Raw genomic sequence first — 14,117 nt, 5'->3', positions numbered from 1 at the left:
TTTCCATCGGCCATTATCTTGTATCTCATGTCTCATTACTTTCAAAGCTCCTTCCTCACCTCAAAGCACGGACATTCCTTCACCCACTCTTCCGGCTCTATCAGCCCGTCCCCGTTCAGATCCGGACTGAGGTCGCGATGCCCGCAGATGCAGACATTATTTTTAAACCGCTTTAGCAATTGCGCCACCAGCAAGTGCATGGCACTACGCTGTTCCGGTGTACGGGTATCTTTCGCACGTCCCTTGGCATCCAGACCGCCTTCATAGCAGATACCTATCGAATGAGCATTGTGTCCCTTGGCATGCGCCCCGACAAGTTCCAAAGCACGGGTATTGATTACCGTGCCATCCTTACGGATGTAGTAGTGATAGCCGATACCGCGGAAGCCACGGCAACGGTGATTCTCTTCCAGTTCGGCCACAGTCAGCGAACGGTCTTCGCGTGTGGCGGAACAGTGAATAATGATGTGATCAATTGTTCTCATGTAACTTAGTGATGAGTGTTTAGTGATGAGTGATTTTTCAGAACCCAGAACCTATCCCAGCGGATTTTCATCCAGTCCTCCGCCGCCGGAACCACCTTGGTTACCACCGCCTTCCTCTTCATCCGAGCCTTGCATATTCAGCCTCTTGAGCTGTGTTTCAAGGTCGACAAAGTCGATGCGGTCTTCCGCACGGGTGGTAGCGGCATCCAGATTAGGACGGATGGCACTCGAAGCGCGGAAATTGATGCGGACAGCCTTAATCTTCTCCGGCAGACACTCTTTCTTGAGTGCGGAGCCCACCGTAGAAGCCGAAAGGCTGAAGACTCCGAAGCCGTCGACATTGACGGAACGACCGTTGTAGAGTTCACTACGCAGAGCCTTCACGAAGTTGGTGAGTACACTCTGAATATCACCCAGGGTGAGCGAACTGCTTTCTTTCATCTGAACGGCAATGCTGTTCAGGGTGGCAGATTTGCCCCAGACCAAAAGTTGAGGGTAGTACTTGCCCGAACCGTCCTTCAGGAACGGATTTTTACGAAACTGTTTTTTGTACGTTACTGACATATTTATTATTTTTTCTGAAGATTGATAAAACCGGTCACACAACCGGAATCTATCTCTGTATCGAGCGAAGAAGTGGCAGAGTCGACGTCATACCCCGGAAACAACTTCGCAGGATCCCCGCTTTGAGGACATGACAAAGGTACGGGAAGGCGGCGGCAGGAAAGGACGTACAGGGTCATACCGGTACATACCGGGCTATACTTTGCCGGACTTTGATCCAGTGCCGGCAGAAATTACCTGTTCTATCTTTTTCAAATCCACTTTTTTTTCGTTCCTTTGCATAAAACAATAAATGCCAAACGCTTATGTGTAGTGAAGGATTACGCGAGAGGTATGTGAACCCCTATACCGATTTTGCATTCAAGTTGTTGTTCGGAACCGACCTGAACAAGGAGATTCTTATCGGATTCCTCAATGCCCTGTTCAACGGCGAACAGGTTATAGAAGATGTCACCTACCTGAACACCGAACACTTGGGCAGCAGGGAAGCCGAACGTCGTGCCGTCTTCGACGTCTATTGCCAGAACGAGAAGGGAGAGAAAATCCTGATTGAGATGCAGAAAGGGGAACAGCAGTTCTTCAAGGACAGAAGCATCTATTACTCCACTTTCCCCATCAAGGATCAAGCCATCAAGGGGGAAATATGGGACTATGAACTCAAAGCGGTATACATAATAGGCATACTGAACTTTACCCTCGATGACGTGAAATCGCCCCAATTCTACCATGAAGTGAAGCTGATGGAGACAAGCACCCACGAAGTGTTTTATGACAAACTGACCTTTGTCTATCTGGAGATGCCCAAATTCCACAAGACCGAACAGGAGCTGGAAACCTTGTTCGACAAATGGATGTTCGTCCTCAAAAACCTATCCCGCCTCATGGAACGTCCCGTAGCCTTGCAGGAGCGTGTGTTCAACCGCCTCTTCGAAGCCGCGGAAATAGCGCAATTCTCACCCGACAAACTTTATGCATACGAGGAGAGTTTGAAAGTGTACAGAGACTGGAATAGTGTAATTAAAACAGCTATCCAAAAGGGAGAAGCAAAGGGAGAAGCAAAAGGGAGAGCGGAAGGGAGAGCGGAAGGCGAATTGATAAAGGCCAGAGACATCGCCCGGAATTTAAAGAATGCCGGACTTCCCACTACCGAAATTGCTACGGTCACCGGACTTCCCATCGATGAAATAAATTCCCTTTAAACTCAAGCAATGTTATCATGCAAAACAAGCAATGCCGTGGTGCGGAACATAGCTTGTTCCGCACCATAACATTGCTTGTTTTCATTTCCGGCCGGCCAAGAGGCCTCATCCCGGTCAGGGTGCATCCAGATACTTCACTAGCACCGCCACCTGACGCTTGCTGAATATCTGATCGTTCTTCCCCTCAGGACCTTCGTAAAGTTCATGGTGAAGGTCGGGATTGAAGTTGATCCAACGGCGGAGCTTACGCAGGGCCGCCTCGAACGAAAGACAGGGAAAGTAGAGTTGTGCCAGATCGGACTTCAGATATGCTTTGACTTCAAAACGGAAAGCTGCGGATTCAGAGTCCTCAGAAGAGGCTGTTTCGGAACTTATGTACTTTTTCATAATCATAATGTTTTTCTATATTTTCGTTTATTCACGTTTCATTCTAAAAAAATCAGGACACCTTCAAGGCTTCGGAAAGGGTTTTCTAAAGCCTCGGAGGGTTCAATTTAGGGTCAGGGTCACTTATACCCCTGTCCTGAGGACGGTTTGCGTCTCTTCCGATAGCTATTCTCCTCTTTTACAATATATTGCAGTTTCAAGGCCTTTTGCAAAAACCGTTTGCCCGTAGATTCGGACATACCGGTATTTTGTACGCTCCGGACAAAATCCGTATAGGTAAATTCTTTGGACAAAGACGACAAAATTTCATCCAAACGATGAAAACGGTGCATACTGACGGGAGGCTGATTAGTGTCGGGCAACGAAGTGCTGAGCAACAAACTATGCTCCACAAGCGTACGGACAATATCCATAGCCATGCGGAAATCAGCGTCCGTGCAGCAATATTCCTTCGCATAGCGATAATCTTCCCACTTGCGGAAGATAGTGAGGATGGCAGCCAGGCGCATTCCCAACAATCCGGCGCGACGGATGAGACTGCCCGAAGAATCACGTCCCTCCAACAGCACCCGGCGCAGCAACTCGCTGAAAAGCGTCGTATGCAGTTGCCACTGTGCGGGACTGAAGGTGACCAGCGTGGGCGACTCTAACAACACTTTGTGCATCTCAAGCAACTCCTTCCCCAAGCCCTGGAAGTAGCCGCGCAGGTCCACTTGCTCATCACCCGGGGCACACGATTCCCATTTCTGGCTTTGCTGACGGGTATAGAACGCAAAACGGGAAAAAAGCCCCACTTCGAGCGAACGGAAAAAAATGTAGAACTGTTCTTGTGTACCGGCAATGTTGAGTGCCAGATGTGGATGTTTCACCACTATCGGCTCCCCGTCTACCTTGTACGATGAGGAGACCTCCTCGTGATGAGCAGCCTTGCACAGAATATCTTCATACTTGCCGCAATCCTGCCCCAAGGACGAAACCATTGTATTGATTTCGGTAGTAGCCATGCAGCAACCTACTTCACCGGCAGTAGCCAGATGCTCAATAAGACGGCTCTTACTGGTGGTAGCCGATATTTTGAGGTACTGGGCTTTCGGTTCTTCCGGTTTCAGATTGATGTCCGGCAGACGTTTCTCCCGCCGTGCCTGCTGTTGCTCCGAATCCCATCCCAGCAAGGCTTGTTCATAAGCTTTCTTGTTCGCACGGCGTATCTGGTCGTAATACTCCTGCGTGGGATCCAGCAAAATAGCGGTGAAAGCCATGATACCTTTACCCGCACCGGCAGCTGCCACGGAGGCCAGATAAAAATGCGGCGAATACAGCGACCTCTTATAGAGGAAACTAACATAAGGAAAAATTGCGCTGCAACTGTTCAGGCAGCCCAGCAATGCCATATCACGTTCACGCTTGTCGCTCGTATAGCGGCAACAGCGTATCAGAAAATCGGGCAGAGAGGCGAAAACAGTATCGGGAATATAGGGCGCATCGGCACGCAATTCGTCATTTTTCTCCAACACCACTTCCGGTGCATCATCCTCATTCGAGCCATAAACAGGGGTATAAGTGACCCTGACCCCTTTTTGACCCCTCGCCGGCTCTTTTTGCTCCTTCGGCAAGCACTCAACAAATTGATATCCAGCCACTACGCGCTGACGAATATCTTCAGCTGTGAAATCACCCGATGCGTAGCGATCGGAGAAAAGAGAGATCAGTTTTTCCATTTCATCCGGAGAAAAACCTTTACTTCCCGCTACACGGCCCAGTTTCAAGGCAAGGTCGTTGCGGTTGCCACGGCGAAAGGGATTGTTACGTTCAAAATCGTCGAGCAACCGGGGAATGAAACCACAGGCGGAAGTCGGGACAGAGCCACGGACATCCCCCGGAATTGCTTCGGCGGCAGACAGCGACATCTTCCGCTTTTCCGTGGCAGAGGTAGCCGTGGCAGAGGTAGCCGTGGCAGAGGCAGCCGATGCAGAGGAAGCGGATTCATGGATAGCTGATGCAGGCATAACCTCAGGCATTTCAAATGCCACAGCTTCCGCGTTATAGTACGCCTCGGGATGGTAGCTATAAAAACAGGGCTGGGTCAGAATCTTGCACTTCTCATCGTAGGGATGCCCTACATGGGCGCTCACCGCATTGCCTACCGCTGCGTAGAGGCGTGCATAATCTTGCCGCACATCTTCCATACGCACGCGGACCAGCATTTTGATGCCTTCACCGGAGATACTGATAATCGAGGCGTAAGTGAAGGGCAAGGAGCATGCCAGACCGAACACTTCCTGCGTGCGTCGGTCGGTGTGGTCGAGGTCGACGCACAACAGTCTGCTATGTACTGACAAGTCCTTCACCGCATGTCCGTTCAGGCATACACCGGCGGGCACAATACACGGCATATTTTCCTTTATCGCCTGCGCTTCGGCTTCATGTCCGGGCAGAGCTTTCAGTCGGCGATATTCCAATACCTGCCGTCGATAACGGTCGCTACGCACCGTGTCCACAAATTCCCGGATAGTGATAGTACGTGATGTTTTACTCCGCACGCCCGGAAATTCAGAGACGGAACCGGGAGATTCCGAATTTGCAATTTTTTTTTGATCTGTATCTTTCATTTTTGCAATGTTACAGTATCAGGCACAGGCACTATTACCTCCGCCGCTGTAAAGGAAAGCATAATAAAATAAATCAAAAGCTGTATTTGTACACTTCTTTTTCACAAGCTACTGATTATAAAAGAGATACAAAAAAGAAGTGTACATTTTTCGTGTTTGCATTTATTAAGAATCCAAGTTTCAGAAATGTGCTGAGTAAACTTATAAATGATAATTTATCGCGCAAAGCGCGATAAGTAACGAGCTACAAGCTACAAGTGACAAGTACCTTTCGGCGTGATAACCGGGCGAATTATTATTCGCCCACGAGTACAGCGCAGCAACTCGTTACTGGTAGCTCGTAGCTCGTTACTTAATTTAGCGGCTTTGCCGCTAAATTATCATTCTCATGACCCGAACTTCTCTATTTCCCTCTCTCTTATTCTGCGTTCTTTCTCCTTTTCAAATTCATGAATCAGCCTATTTCCCTTTTTTACGATACGCTTGGTCACGCGTTCTTCTTCATCCGTCAGGCCTCCATTTTTCTCTATGTCGATAAAAAGTTTATCTGCCTTCTCCAGTAAAATCAGATTATCACTATGACCTTGATTTTTTCCCAAATCTTTATCTCTACACACATGACAAAGAGTTTGTGTCAAGAAAGCTACTTTGCCTATTCGGTGAAATGATGATTCGCCCCTACAAGCATTATTACAGAGCTTGTAGGGGCGAACAATCATTCGCCCGAATAGGCAAAGAGACTTTTGATACCTCTTTTCGTTCTATTTCTTTTCAATCACCGGTTTATCCCCCATCGTCAACTCTAACGTTCCACCGTCCACAATATCCTGATGGTTGAAGAAAGGTTCCACCAACTCCCGACCGTTCAAAAGCATCTTCTGCACATACTTATTTTCACGACTGTTGCCATGTGCTACAACTGTGAAGGTTTTTCCATCCTTCAGCCGGATGGTTGCCTTATCAAACAGCGGCCGGCCAATGGAATACACAGGCTTACCGGGACATACCTGATAAAATCCCATCGAATTGAGAATGAACCATGCCGACATCTGCCCACAGTCTTCATTGCCCGACAAGCCGTCAGGGTCATTGAAGTAAAGGGTATGGAGCACTTCGTCCACCAATTCCTGCGTTCTCCAAGGCTGACCGACATAGTTATATAGGTGGGCTATGTGGTGGCTCGGCTCATTTCCATGCGCATACTGCCCTATCAGACCTGAAATGTCAACGGATACCGATTCACCTTCCATAGCCGAAGGGGCGATGAACAAAGAATCCAGTTTGCCGATAAAAGCCTCACGGCCTCCCATAAGATCCACCAATCCGTCCACATCATGAGGCACGAACCAGGTCCATTGCCAGGCAGTACCTTCACAATAATCATCGTTACGATGATTGGAAGAGCGGGGATTGAAGGGTGTGCGCCAGTTACCTTCACTGTCCAGTCCGCGCATGAAGCGGGTGGAAGCGTCGAAATAAACCTGGTATCCTTTGGCGAACGCTGCATATTTCTCCTGATTAGGTCTATCACCCAGAGCTTCCGCCAATAGCGAAATGCACCAGTCATCATAAGCATACTCCAATGCTTTGGCCACCGATTCGTTGTCTTTATCGCAAGGCACATAGCCTATCTTGTTCTTCCAGTATTTGGCTTGCGGCATCAGATGAGGCAATACCAGCGGAGGACACTGGATGCCGGTAGTGTCATATTCCGCAGCACGGATGCAGGCTTTGTAGGCGTCTTGCACATCAAAATCACGATAGCCTTTTGTGTAAGCGTCAGCGATAATGGATGCGGCATGGTAGCCAATCATGGTTCCGGTATAATTGCCTGCAAGTTCCCACATAGGGAAGATGCCGCCTTCGCGCTGCTTCAGGATGAGCGAACGGATAAAAGCCTGATTCAAATCCGGATCGATAATCGTCATCAGGGGATGATAGGCACGGAAAGTATCCCACAAAGAGAAAACCGTGTAGACAGGATTTTCCACACTGCCTTGGTGGGGCTTCAGGTCCATGCCCAGATAGCGTCCGTCGGCATCAGTAAACAGATTGGGTTGTACACCCGTATGATAAAGTGCGGTATAGAACATAATCCGCTGGTCATCATCGTTGGTTTCAATATCTATTTTCGACAGATAATCGTTCCATGAATTGCGGGCGGCACTGCGCACACTGTCAAAGTCCCATCCGGGTATATCAGCCTCCACATTCCGGCGTGCTCCGTCCATATCCACGGCAGAAACTCCTACTTTCACAAGGACTTGTTCGCCGGCTCCGGTCTGAAACTGCAACAGTGCTTTAGCTGTGGGCAGCAACGGTCCGCCTTCGTCCAGTGCCATAGAATCGGTCACCAAAGTATAGGTGAACGGTTTGGAGAACTTGGCATAGAAATTAATGTATTGGTCGAAAGCCCAATATACCGTCTTCTTACGCCCGCGTATCTCGGTGTCGCTGATTACTTCCAGCTCCATTTCTTCATTCGTCTGGCGTTGCAGACTGTAATCCAGGTCAAGGATGAATCCCGCATCTTCCGCTTTCGGGAAAGTATAACGGTGGATAGCCGCACGCCGGGTGGCGGTCAGTTCAGCCTTCACTTTATAGCGATCCAGGAACACCGAATAATAACCGGGCTGAGCCGTCTCATTCTCGTGAGAGAAAGCGGAAGCATAAGCCATCTGCTGACTCTCCTCTCCCATCGGATGATAGTCCTGCTTGCCCACGGTAGGCATCAGCAATACATCACCATAATCTCCACAGCCCGTACCGCTGAGATGCGTATGCGAAAACCCGTTAATGGTAGAATCTGCATAATAATAACCTGAACAGGCATCCCACTGATAAATGCGTGTATCAGGACTGGGCTGAATCATTCCGTTAGGCACCACCGCCCCCGGATAAGTGTGCCCGTGTCCTCCCGTACCGATGAAGGGATTGACGTAGGATGAGTAATCCTGCATTGCCGGCGTACAACCGTACATCCCCAGCAAAAGAAGACCGCTCATCAGCATAGAATTGATTTTCATGTTCTTCTTCATATTTTGATTGTATTACGTTTTCATGTCAGGCAGGCATAAAGCTGATAGCTTGTCCGCCGCCTCTTGCCATAGAGACTGTCAGGGTGTCATCGGCAGTCACCAGTTTCTCAATGATTTCATAAGCCGTAGGATTAAGTTCCCAGTCGGCACCCTCTCCATCGGCATAGATTAAGGCACGGTATACCCTACCCTTTTCCAAAAAGTCTAACTTAACATCCACTTTACGCGCTTCTTCATTCGTCGCAGCTCCCAGGAAGTACTTATCTTTTGCCTTACGGACAATGACCACAAACTCTCCCGGTTCACCCGCCAGTGCTTCCGACCAGTCACAGTCGGCATCAAAATCGCGGAAGAACTGGAAAGCGGGATGTCCTTCGTAATTCTCGATCATATCCGCCGCCATCTGCAAGGGGGAGTAAAGTATCACCCAATTGGCTATCTGCTTTGCCAATGTGGTGTTGATGCGGCAGTCTTTGCTGTCCTTCATATTCCACTGCTTGCGGTGTGGGGAGTTCTTGGCGCGCTCGTACATGATATCGAATATGCCGGGCGTATAATCCATAGGACCTGCCAGCAAACGGGTGAAAGGCAGCATCACATGATGCTCGGGCGGATTACCTTCACTCCAGGCGTTCCATTCCATACCACGGGCACCCTCACGGGTCATCATGTTGGGATAGGTGCGACGGATGCCCGTATCTTTGATAGGTTCGTGCACGTCGAGCGTAGTATGGTATTTAGCGGCGTTTTCCACTACTTTACGGTAATGGCGCACGTTGTATTGCCCGTGATGGTTGTGCCCGTTGGGGAGTCCGCCGGCATAACCGGTTTTCACGCTATGGACGCCCAGGTCAGCATACCATTTATAGGCTTTATCCAGCTGCTTCTCGTAGTTGAGGATGTTGCCTCCGGTTTCATGGTGTCCGATGATCTCAACGCCTTTTTCACGGGCGTAGCGGGCTATCTCTTTTATATCGAAATCAGCATAGGGCTTAGTGTAGTCAAATGTCTGCGTCCCGCCCCAGTTTTCCCAACCTTCATTCCAGCCTTCGTACATCACTGCTTCTATGTTGTTGGCGGCGGCAAAGTCAATATATCGTTTGGCATTCCCGGTGGTAGCGCCGTGACGGTCGTTGATGACCCAGCTTTCCACGCCCAGATGCATTCCCCACCAGATGCCCACATATTTCATCGGACGTATCCAGTCCGTGGTTTCCAGTGCACACGGTTCGTTCAGGTTGAGGATGAGTCCCGAGTTAATCAGTCCCACTGCTTTCGGGGCAATCTGCAAGGTGCGCCAGGGAGTTTTAAAACGTCCTCCGGCTATGCGGGCTTTTATGCCGTCGGGCCAGGGAGCCAGTTCGGCCTTGAAGTGGCAACCTCCGGTATTCTTCAGTGTCATTTCGGGGAAGTCCGTCAATGCGGCTTCGTGAATGCTGGCGTATATGCCGCCTGTCTTGAAGGTCATGGGAGTATTGGCATTGTCTATCTGACTGACAGGCTGTGTACGATATAGCAATTCGTATGTTTCAGAATTGGCAGGTATGGACCACGAAGTGCCATCCTGTGCTATATTGAACGCAGTCAGTTCGTCTGTCACCAGAATACTGTCAGCTCCGGGAACTTCATATTCATAGCGAAATCCTAATCCATCATCGAAGATGCGAAAGCGCAGGGTTAATTGGGTATTTGTCGTATCGGACAAATGAACAACCATTTCGTTGTAATGGTTGCGGATGGTTTTGTTTTCTCCCCAAGGTTGGGTCCAGGTTTCGTCATGGGTGGTGAAGTCGGTGCCGGTAACCTGGAAATTATCAGAAAGGTTTATTCCAGCTTCTGCCTTAAATCCCAATGAAGAAGGGAGTATAAACGCTGTTTCATTTACTTCAACCCGATAAGTCATCTGATTATCACCTTCCGGAGCAAATACCAGCCGAATGTGCCCATCAGGAGAAGTTACTTCCGCTGGATGAGGAGCGCAACCCAACAGCAGAAAAGAAATAATAACTAAAGTCCCAAAAGTTATTTTCATAGTCAGAAAATTATTTTCATATTCTAAAACATCTATCAAATAAAGTCTATTCATACACAAAGCTATATGTATGAACAGACTTTATCTAACAACTTATAAATTACTCAGTCTGAGTAATCCTGAATGAATTCAGAAAGCCCAACTTGTAAGTTCATATATTTACTCCGGATCCACCGTATCACAGAAATAACCGGAACATAATATTTCCCGTTCTTCGTCAACGAAAGAGAATACTCCCCAAAGATTAGTTCCGTCATTCTTTATAATTTTCAACGTTACCGCTTGGCCTGAATATTTGTCACTAACAATCCATGAACTTACAGAGAATGTAGCACCTTCCTTCACGCCTTCAGTTTTATCGCCCATGAAATCCATATAATGGTAATAAGATCCCCAAAGGTTCCAACCATACCTGATTTTACCGTCATCTATCGTTGTGTTTACATATTCAACGTCGTAATCATCTGTTCTTCTACCTCTATAATAATAACGCCTGCTATTATCAGCTTTAATAGCTTCCAATTCTTCTGTAGTAAAAGGTTCCAAAGAAGCTTTTACAGTTACGACAATATTCGCAGTCAACCCCGTGCAGTCCGTAACAGTAATGTTAGCCGTGAAATCTTCTTTTTTGGAAGTAGCCTTCATACTAATCTCACCGGCTTCATTGACAGATACTGACACTGCGGGATTATCCGACATTACTTCATATCCACCATTGCCCAATACTACATTTGCTTTTAATGTCTTAGAATATCCTAACAGAGTTATTAAATCAAACGTTTCATGGCTTAACTGAAGTTTATCAGTCGTATAAACGCTAACGGGCAACTTACGATAACGACTATACTTATCAGACACCATCAGAAAAGTCTGCCCGTTTGCAAGTCCTTCTACTTTGATTACCCCGTCTACTATTTCAGTTTTTGCAATCCTTGCATCCAGGATAAAAGCATTATACTCTCCTCCCCCCTGCTTTACATCTACAGTCGCTTTATTTTCAGAACCAATCTTCACTTTAATGGACTCTTGTCCAAGAACAAATTCCGGTGCTTCTTCTCCACCAGGATTAGGCATATCATCATCGTCGTCACTGCATCCTGCAAATCCCATCGGCAATAGTGCAGACATCAACAGGACTATTATTTTACTTGTGATTTTCATATTTTATTTTACTTTTTAATCGTTTATAGTCATTTCCTAATTCCAGTCTTTCGGGTACTTAATACCATCAAATACTAACTCATCATCGTAAAAGGCTCTTGCCATTCTTTCCATTGCAGACATTTGAATCCATTCAAAGTTCGAACGATTAGGATCCATTGCAAAAATCATATGTGAAAGATAACCATTTTCACGCATACTCCGCAAATTGGACTCACTCGCCGTACTCCCTAGATTGAACTCCTGAGAATATAGCCCCATATTGGATTTTGGCATTCCAGGATATGAGGAACTTAAATCAAAAGAGCCACCGTAATCATGCAATGCATAGTCGACAAATTCACCAGACTGCATACCATCGATGGCTGGTAAAGATCCCGTAGTAGAATAAGCATAAGCTATCACCCATCTGTCTGGTTGCGCTTTCTTAACCTCATAACAAAGACGTGCAGCAGGTTCTCTACCAGGATATACAAATCCAGGAGTTATATCTTCGTATTCATAATCAGAATATTCATCATCTACAAAAATACCATCCAACTGATAAGCGTCACACAGAGCCTTAACTTCCTGCGCAAATGCCTGAGCAGTTTCTTTAGACATATTCGCTACGCCAGAACGGTCATGATTCCCCAATAAACCTAGAATAATCTTCATACCTCTGTCCTGTAATGGCTTCAGATAATGCTCACGATTGTCAAGCAAAGCTTGTACATTTTCATTATTGAAGATATAAACACGTCCTGTTTCGGCATTATAATTGATATTTGCCGAGAAAATAATCAAGCAATCTACCAAAGGCTTACCATTACTCTTCAATGTGAAACTAAGATTATTCAACGGATTGGTATCATTCACTTCCATACAGCTAAACACTTTTACCCCCGGTTTGCCGTCTACATATTTAGTACAATCAGGAAGTCCTGTCAAGTCTTTCACAAAAATCAAGCGGGTTTGATCTTCTTCTCCGAGCTTAAAATCACCGGAAGTTACTTTCATACGTAGAGGAATAATATAATTTTTGTCAAACTCGAGGCTTCCATCCGAAACAAAGGATACTTTCAACTCAGAAGAGTGAACCGAACCAACAGGCAATTTAATGATACCACCATCTCCTAAAGTTACTTCACTCTCTGGGAAAGCCTCGTATGTGGTACCATACTTGCTGTTATACTCTGTAAGCACAGTTTCATCGTAAACAACACTCACCGTAGCCTCCGATGAAAGTTTACCTGTCGTTTTCAAATGAAAAGATACGTCACCGGAACTGCGAAATTCCACATTAGTAAACATTCTTTTTCCATTGCCGTCACTGATATATCCCATTACAGAGCCATCACCAGTCGTATATCCGCTTTCGTCTACCTGACCAACTACAAGATCATCAGAACAAGCAGTAAATAAACCACCTGACAGCACCAAGGCTGCAACCCAATACTTTATATTCATATAATTGATGTATTTCATAATTTATCTTCTTAAAGTTATTATTTAGGTAAAGAAACTGCCGTCCAAGTAAGTTCCTTTTTGGCTACTACCGTATTTCCATGTCCTGTATGATCCTTTATAACCATTCCTGCACCTTCATCAAATTTCCAGTACGCTTCCAATCCTTCACTATCGGGACTGACCACATAAAAATGATCTTTGGCATTTATCTCATCAGCTGTCAGCACTCTATTCCATACGCGCATTTCACAAACATCTCCCTCTAACCAACGAGCATCATCATACGACTTTCCTATATAAAAGTTGGATGATGCCCAATCAACCGAACCACGGAAGGATGTAACTTGCGTAGCTCCTTTCTTTACTCCATCTATATAAACGTTCACTTCTCCAGTAGAAGAATCGTATGTAGCAGCCAAATGTTGCCATTCATTAGTAGAAAGCTGCCAAGCAGCATCTGTAACATTATTACTACATGACAACTGAAGCTGATTATCTGGAACCCCCGCATCTCCAATACGGAACAGAAAATCTCCTTCAATCCCCATTACCGTACTAATCAATTTACCAAACTTACTAACATTCATCAACACTTCTATAGTTATTTGTTCCATATCTTTCAATGTAGAAGAGGCAGGATCTTGCAAAGAAAGATTATTTTCGGTCAGATTAGCAGTTGCATTGATCAATGCAGCACCCTTGATTACATAATATGTAGTACGTGCGCTGTTCAAAAAATCAATATTTGATTCTGCAACTGAAACAGGTAACAAATATGTCAAATCCCGATTCAGAGTAGTTAAATTCTTAAATACAACCTCTACATCACTTCCCTTCACCGTACCAGCCACAATAGTAGATACATTTTCAGGTATTTCATAACACTCAACCGGAAGGATTAAAGCCTCCTCACCATAATTTATATTATACTCCCCAACTAAAGATTCATCAACTTTATAGACGACATTAATGTCTTTATTCTCCGGTTTTGCAATCTCAGTACGAATAATCATCGTTTCTGTATCATTAGTACCTTTCAACAAAATATTATTCAACTTTGCCGTACTAGTAAAAGCTTTATTGTCAAACTCCTCCATATCTTCACAAGAGGTTGCGCAAACAGCTAAAATGCCTAATGTCATAACCAATGAAGATATCAGTTTACTTCTAAAATATTTCATATTCTTACTCTC

Annotated in this window: 12 protein-coding genes; 1 reads left to right on the top strand and 11 read right to left on the bottom strand. The window is 46.1% G+C overall.

The window, feature by feature from the left end:
- Positions 1-41: 41 nt before the first annotated feature.
- Genes K6V21_RS12325 through K6V21_RS12315 form a run of 3 tightly spaced genes read right to left on the bottom strand, consistent with a single transcriptional unit; the run spans position 42 to position 1,228 of the window.
- On the bottom strand, positions 42-485 hold the full coding sequence (locus tag K6V21_RS12325) for an N-acetylmuramoyl-L-alanine amidase (RefSeq protein ID WP_224321952.1): 444 nt from the start codon (positions 483-485) through the stop codon (positions 42-44).
- Positions 486-536: 51 nt separating this feature from the next.
- Positions 537-1,049, bottom strand: a complete 513-nt coding sequence (locus K6V21_RS12320; protein WP_224321951.1) for an HU family DNA-binding protein — start codon at positions 1,047-1,049, stop codon at positions 537-539.
- Positions 1,050-1,054: 5 nt separating this feature from the next.
- Positions 1,055-1,228, bottom strand: coding sequence for a hypothetical protein (locus tag K6V21_RS12315; protein WP_224321950.1), 174 nt, complete (start codon positions 1,226-1,228; stop codon positions 1,055-1,057).
- Positions 1,229-1,354: 126 nt separating this feature from the next.
- Between K6V21_RS12315 and K6V21_RS12310 the strand changes: the two genes are divergently transcribed.
- Positions 1,355-2,248, top strand: coding sequence for an Rpn family recombination-promoting nuclease/putative transposase (locus K6V21_RS12310; RefSeq protein WP_224321949.1), 894 nt, complete (start codon positions 1,355-1,357; stop codon positions 2,246-2,248).
- Positions 2,249-2,362: 114 nt separating this feature from the next.
- On the opposite strand, the gene K6V21_RS12305 is transcribed toward K6V21_RS12310, so the two are convergent.
- From K6V21_RS12305 to K6V21_RS12270, 8 genes are all read right to left on the bottom strand, one after another.
- Positions 2,363-2,635 carry a DUF4248 domain-containing protein gene (locus tag K6V21_RS12305; RefSeq protein WP_224321948.1) on the bottom strand — a complete coding sequence of 91 codons (273 nt, stop codon included), beginning with the start codon at positions 2,633-2,635 and terminating at the stop codon, positions 2,363-2,365.
- Between the two features lie 119 nt (positions 2,636-2,754).
- A complete protein-coding gene (locus tag K6V21_RS12300; protein ID WP_224321947.1) occupies positions 2,755-5,244 on the bottom strand; it encodes a DUF3987 domain-containing protein in 2,490 nt (829 codons plus the stop codon).
- Between the two features lie 386 nt (positions 5,245-5,630).
- Entirely contained in the window at positions 5,631-5,843 is a 213-nt protein-coding gene (locus K6V21_RS12295; protein WP_224321946.1) for a hypothetical protein, read from the bottom strand.
- Between the two features lie 162 nt (positions 5,844-6,005).
- A complete protein-coding gene (locus K6V21_RS12290) occupies positions 6,006-8,282 on the bottom strand; it encodes a GH92 family glycosyl hydrolase (RefSeq protein ID WP_224321945.1) in 2,277 nt (758 codons plus the stop codon).
- A gap of 25 nt (positions 8,283-8,307) precedes the next feature.
- Positions 8,308-10,314, bottom strand: a complete 2,007-nt coding sequence (locus tag K6V21_RS12285) for a glycoside hydrolase family 97 protein (protein WP_224321944.1) — start codon at positions 10,312-10,314, stop codon at positions 8,308-8,310.
- Between the two features lie 159 nt (positions 10,315-10,473).
- The gene (locus K6V21_RS12280; RefSeq protein WP_224321943.1) at positions 10,474-11,475 is read right to left on the bottom strand and encodes a hypothetical protein; all 1,002 of its coding nucleotides are present in this window, start codon (positions 11,473-11,475) and stop codon (positions 10,474-10,476) included.
- Positions 11,476-11,511: 36 nt separating this feature from the next.
- Entirely contained in the window at positions 11,512-12,942 is a 1,431-nt protein-coding gene (locus tag K6V21_RS12275; RefSeq protein ID WP_224321942.1) for a BT_3987 domain-containing protein, read from the bottom strand.
- 20 nt (positions 12,943-12,962) lie between these two features.
- Positions 12,963-14,105 (bottom strand): DUF1735 and LamG domain-containing protein, encoded by a 1,143-nt coding sequence (locus tag K6V21_RS12270; protein WP_224321941.1) that lies wholly within the window; start codon positions 14,103-14,105, stop codon positions 12,963-12,965.
- Positions 14,106-14,117: the final 12 nt, after the last annotated feature.

The sequence above is a fragment of the Bacteroides cellulosilyticus genome (assembly GCF_020091405.1).
In the GTDB taxonomy this organism is placed as follows: Bacteria; Bacteroidota; Bacteroidia; order Bacteroidales; family Bacteroidaceae; genus Bacteroides.
This window is presented reverse-complemented; position numbering and strand designations above follow the sequence as displayed.

What these genes read in the sequence shown, in the direction of transcription:
- K6V21_RS12310 (WP_224321949.1), top strand. Translation starts at nt 1,355, where the DNA reads ATGTGTAGTGAAGGATTACGCGAGAGGTATGTGAACCCCTATACCGAT.
- K6V21_RS12305 (WP_224321948.1), bottom strand. Translation starts at nt 2,635, where the DNA reads ATGAAAAAGTACATAAGTTCCGAAACAGCCTCTTCTGAGGACTCTGAA.
- K6V21_RS12290 (WP_224321945.1), bottom strand. Translation starts at nt 8,282, where the DNA reads ATGAAGAAGAACATGAAAATCAATTCTATGCTGATGAGCGGTCTTCTT.
- K6V21_RS12315 (WP_224321950.1), bottom strand. Translation starts at nt 1,228, where the DNA reads ATGACCCTGTACGTCCTTTCCTGCCGCCGCCTTCCCGTACCTTTGTCA.
- K6V21_RS12320 (WP_224321951.1), bottom strand. Translation starts at nt 1,049, where the DNA reads ATGTCAGTAACGTACAAAAAACAGTTTCGTAAAAATCCGTTCCTGAAG.
- K6V21_RS12325 (WP_224321952.1), bottom strand. Translation starts at nt 485, where the DNA reads ATGAGAACAATTGATCACATCATTATTCACTGTTCCGCCACACGCGAA.
- K6V21_RS12275 (WP_224321942.1), bottom strand. Translation starts at nt 12,942, where the DNA reads ATGAAATACATCAATTATATGAATATAAAGTATTGGGTTGCAGCCTTG.
- K6V21_RS12285 (WP_224321944.1), bottom strand. Translation starts at nt 10,314, where the DNA reads ATGAAAATAACTTTTGGGACTTTAGTTATTATTTCTTTTCTGCTGTTG.
- K6V21_RS12270 (WP_224321941.1), bottom strand. Translation starts at nt 14,105, where the DNA reads ATGAAATATTTTAGAAGTAAACTGATATCTTCATTGGTTATGACATTA.
- K6V21_RS12280 (WP_224321943.1), bottom strand. Translation starts at nt 11,475, where the DNA reads ATGAAAATCACAAGTAAAATAATAGTCCTGTTGATGTCTGCACTATTG.
- K6V21_RS12300 (WP_224321947.1), bottom strand. Translation starts at nt 5,244, where the DNA reads ATGAAAGATACAGATCAAAAAAAAATTGCAAATTCGGAATCTCCCGGT.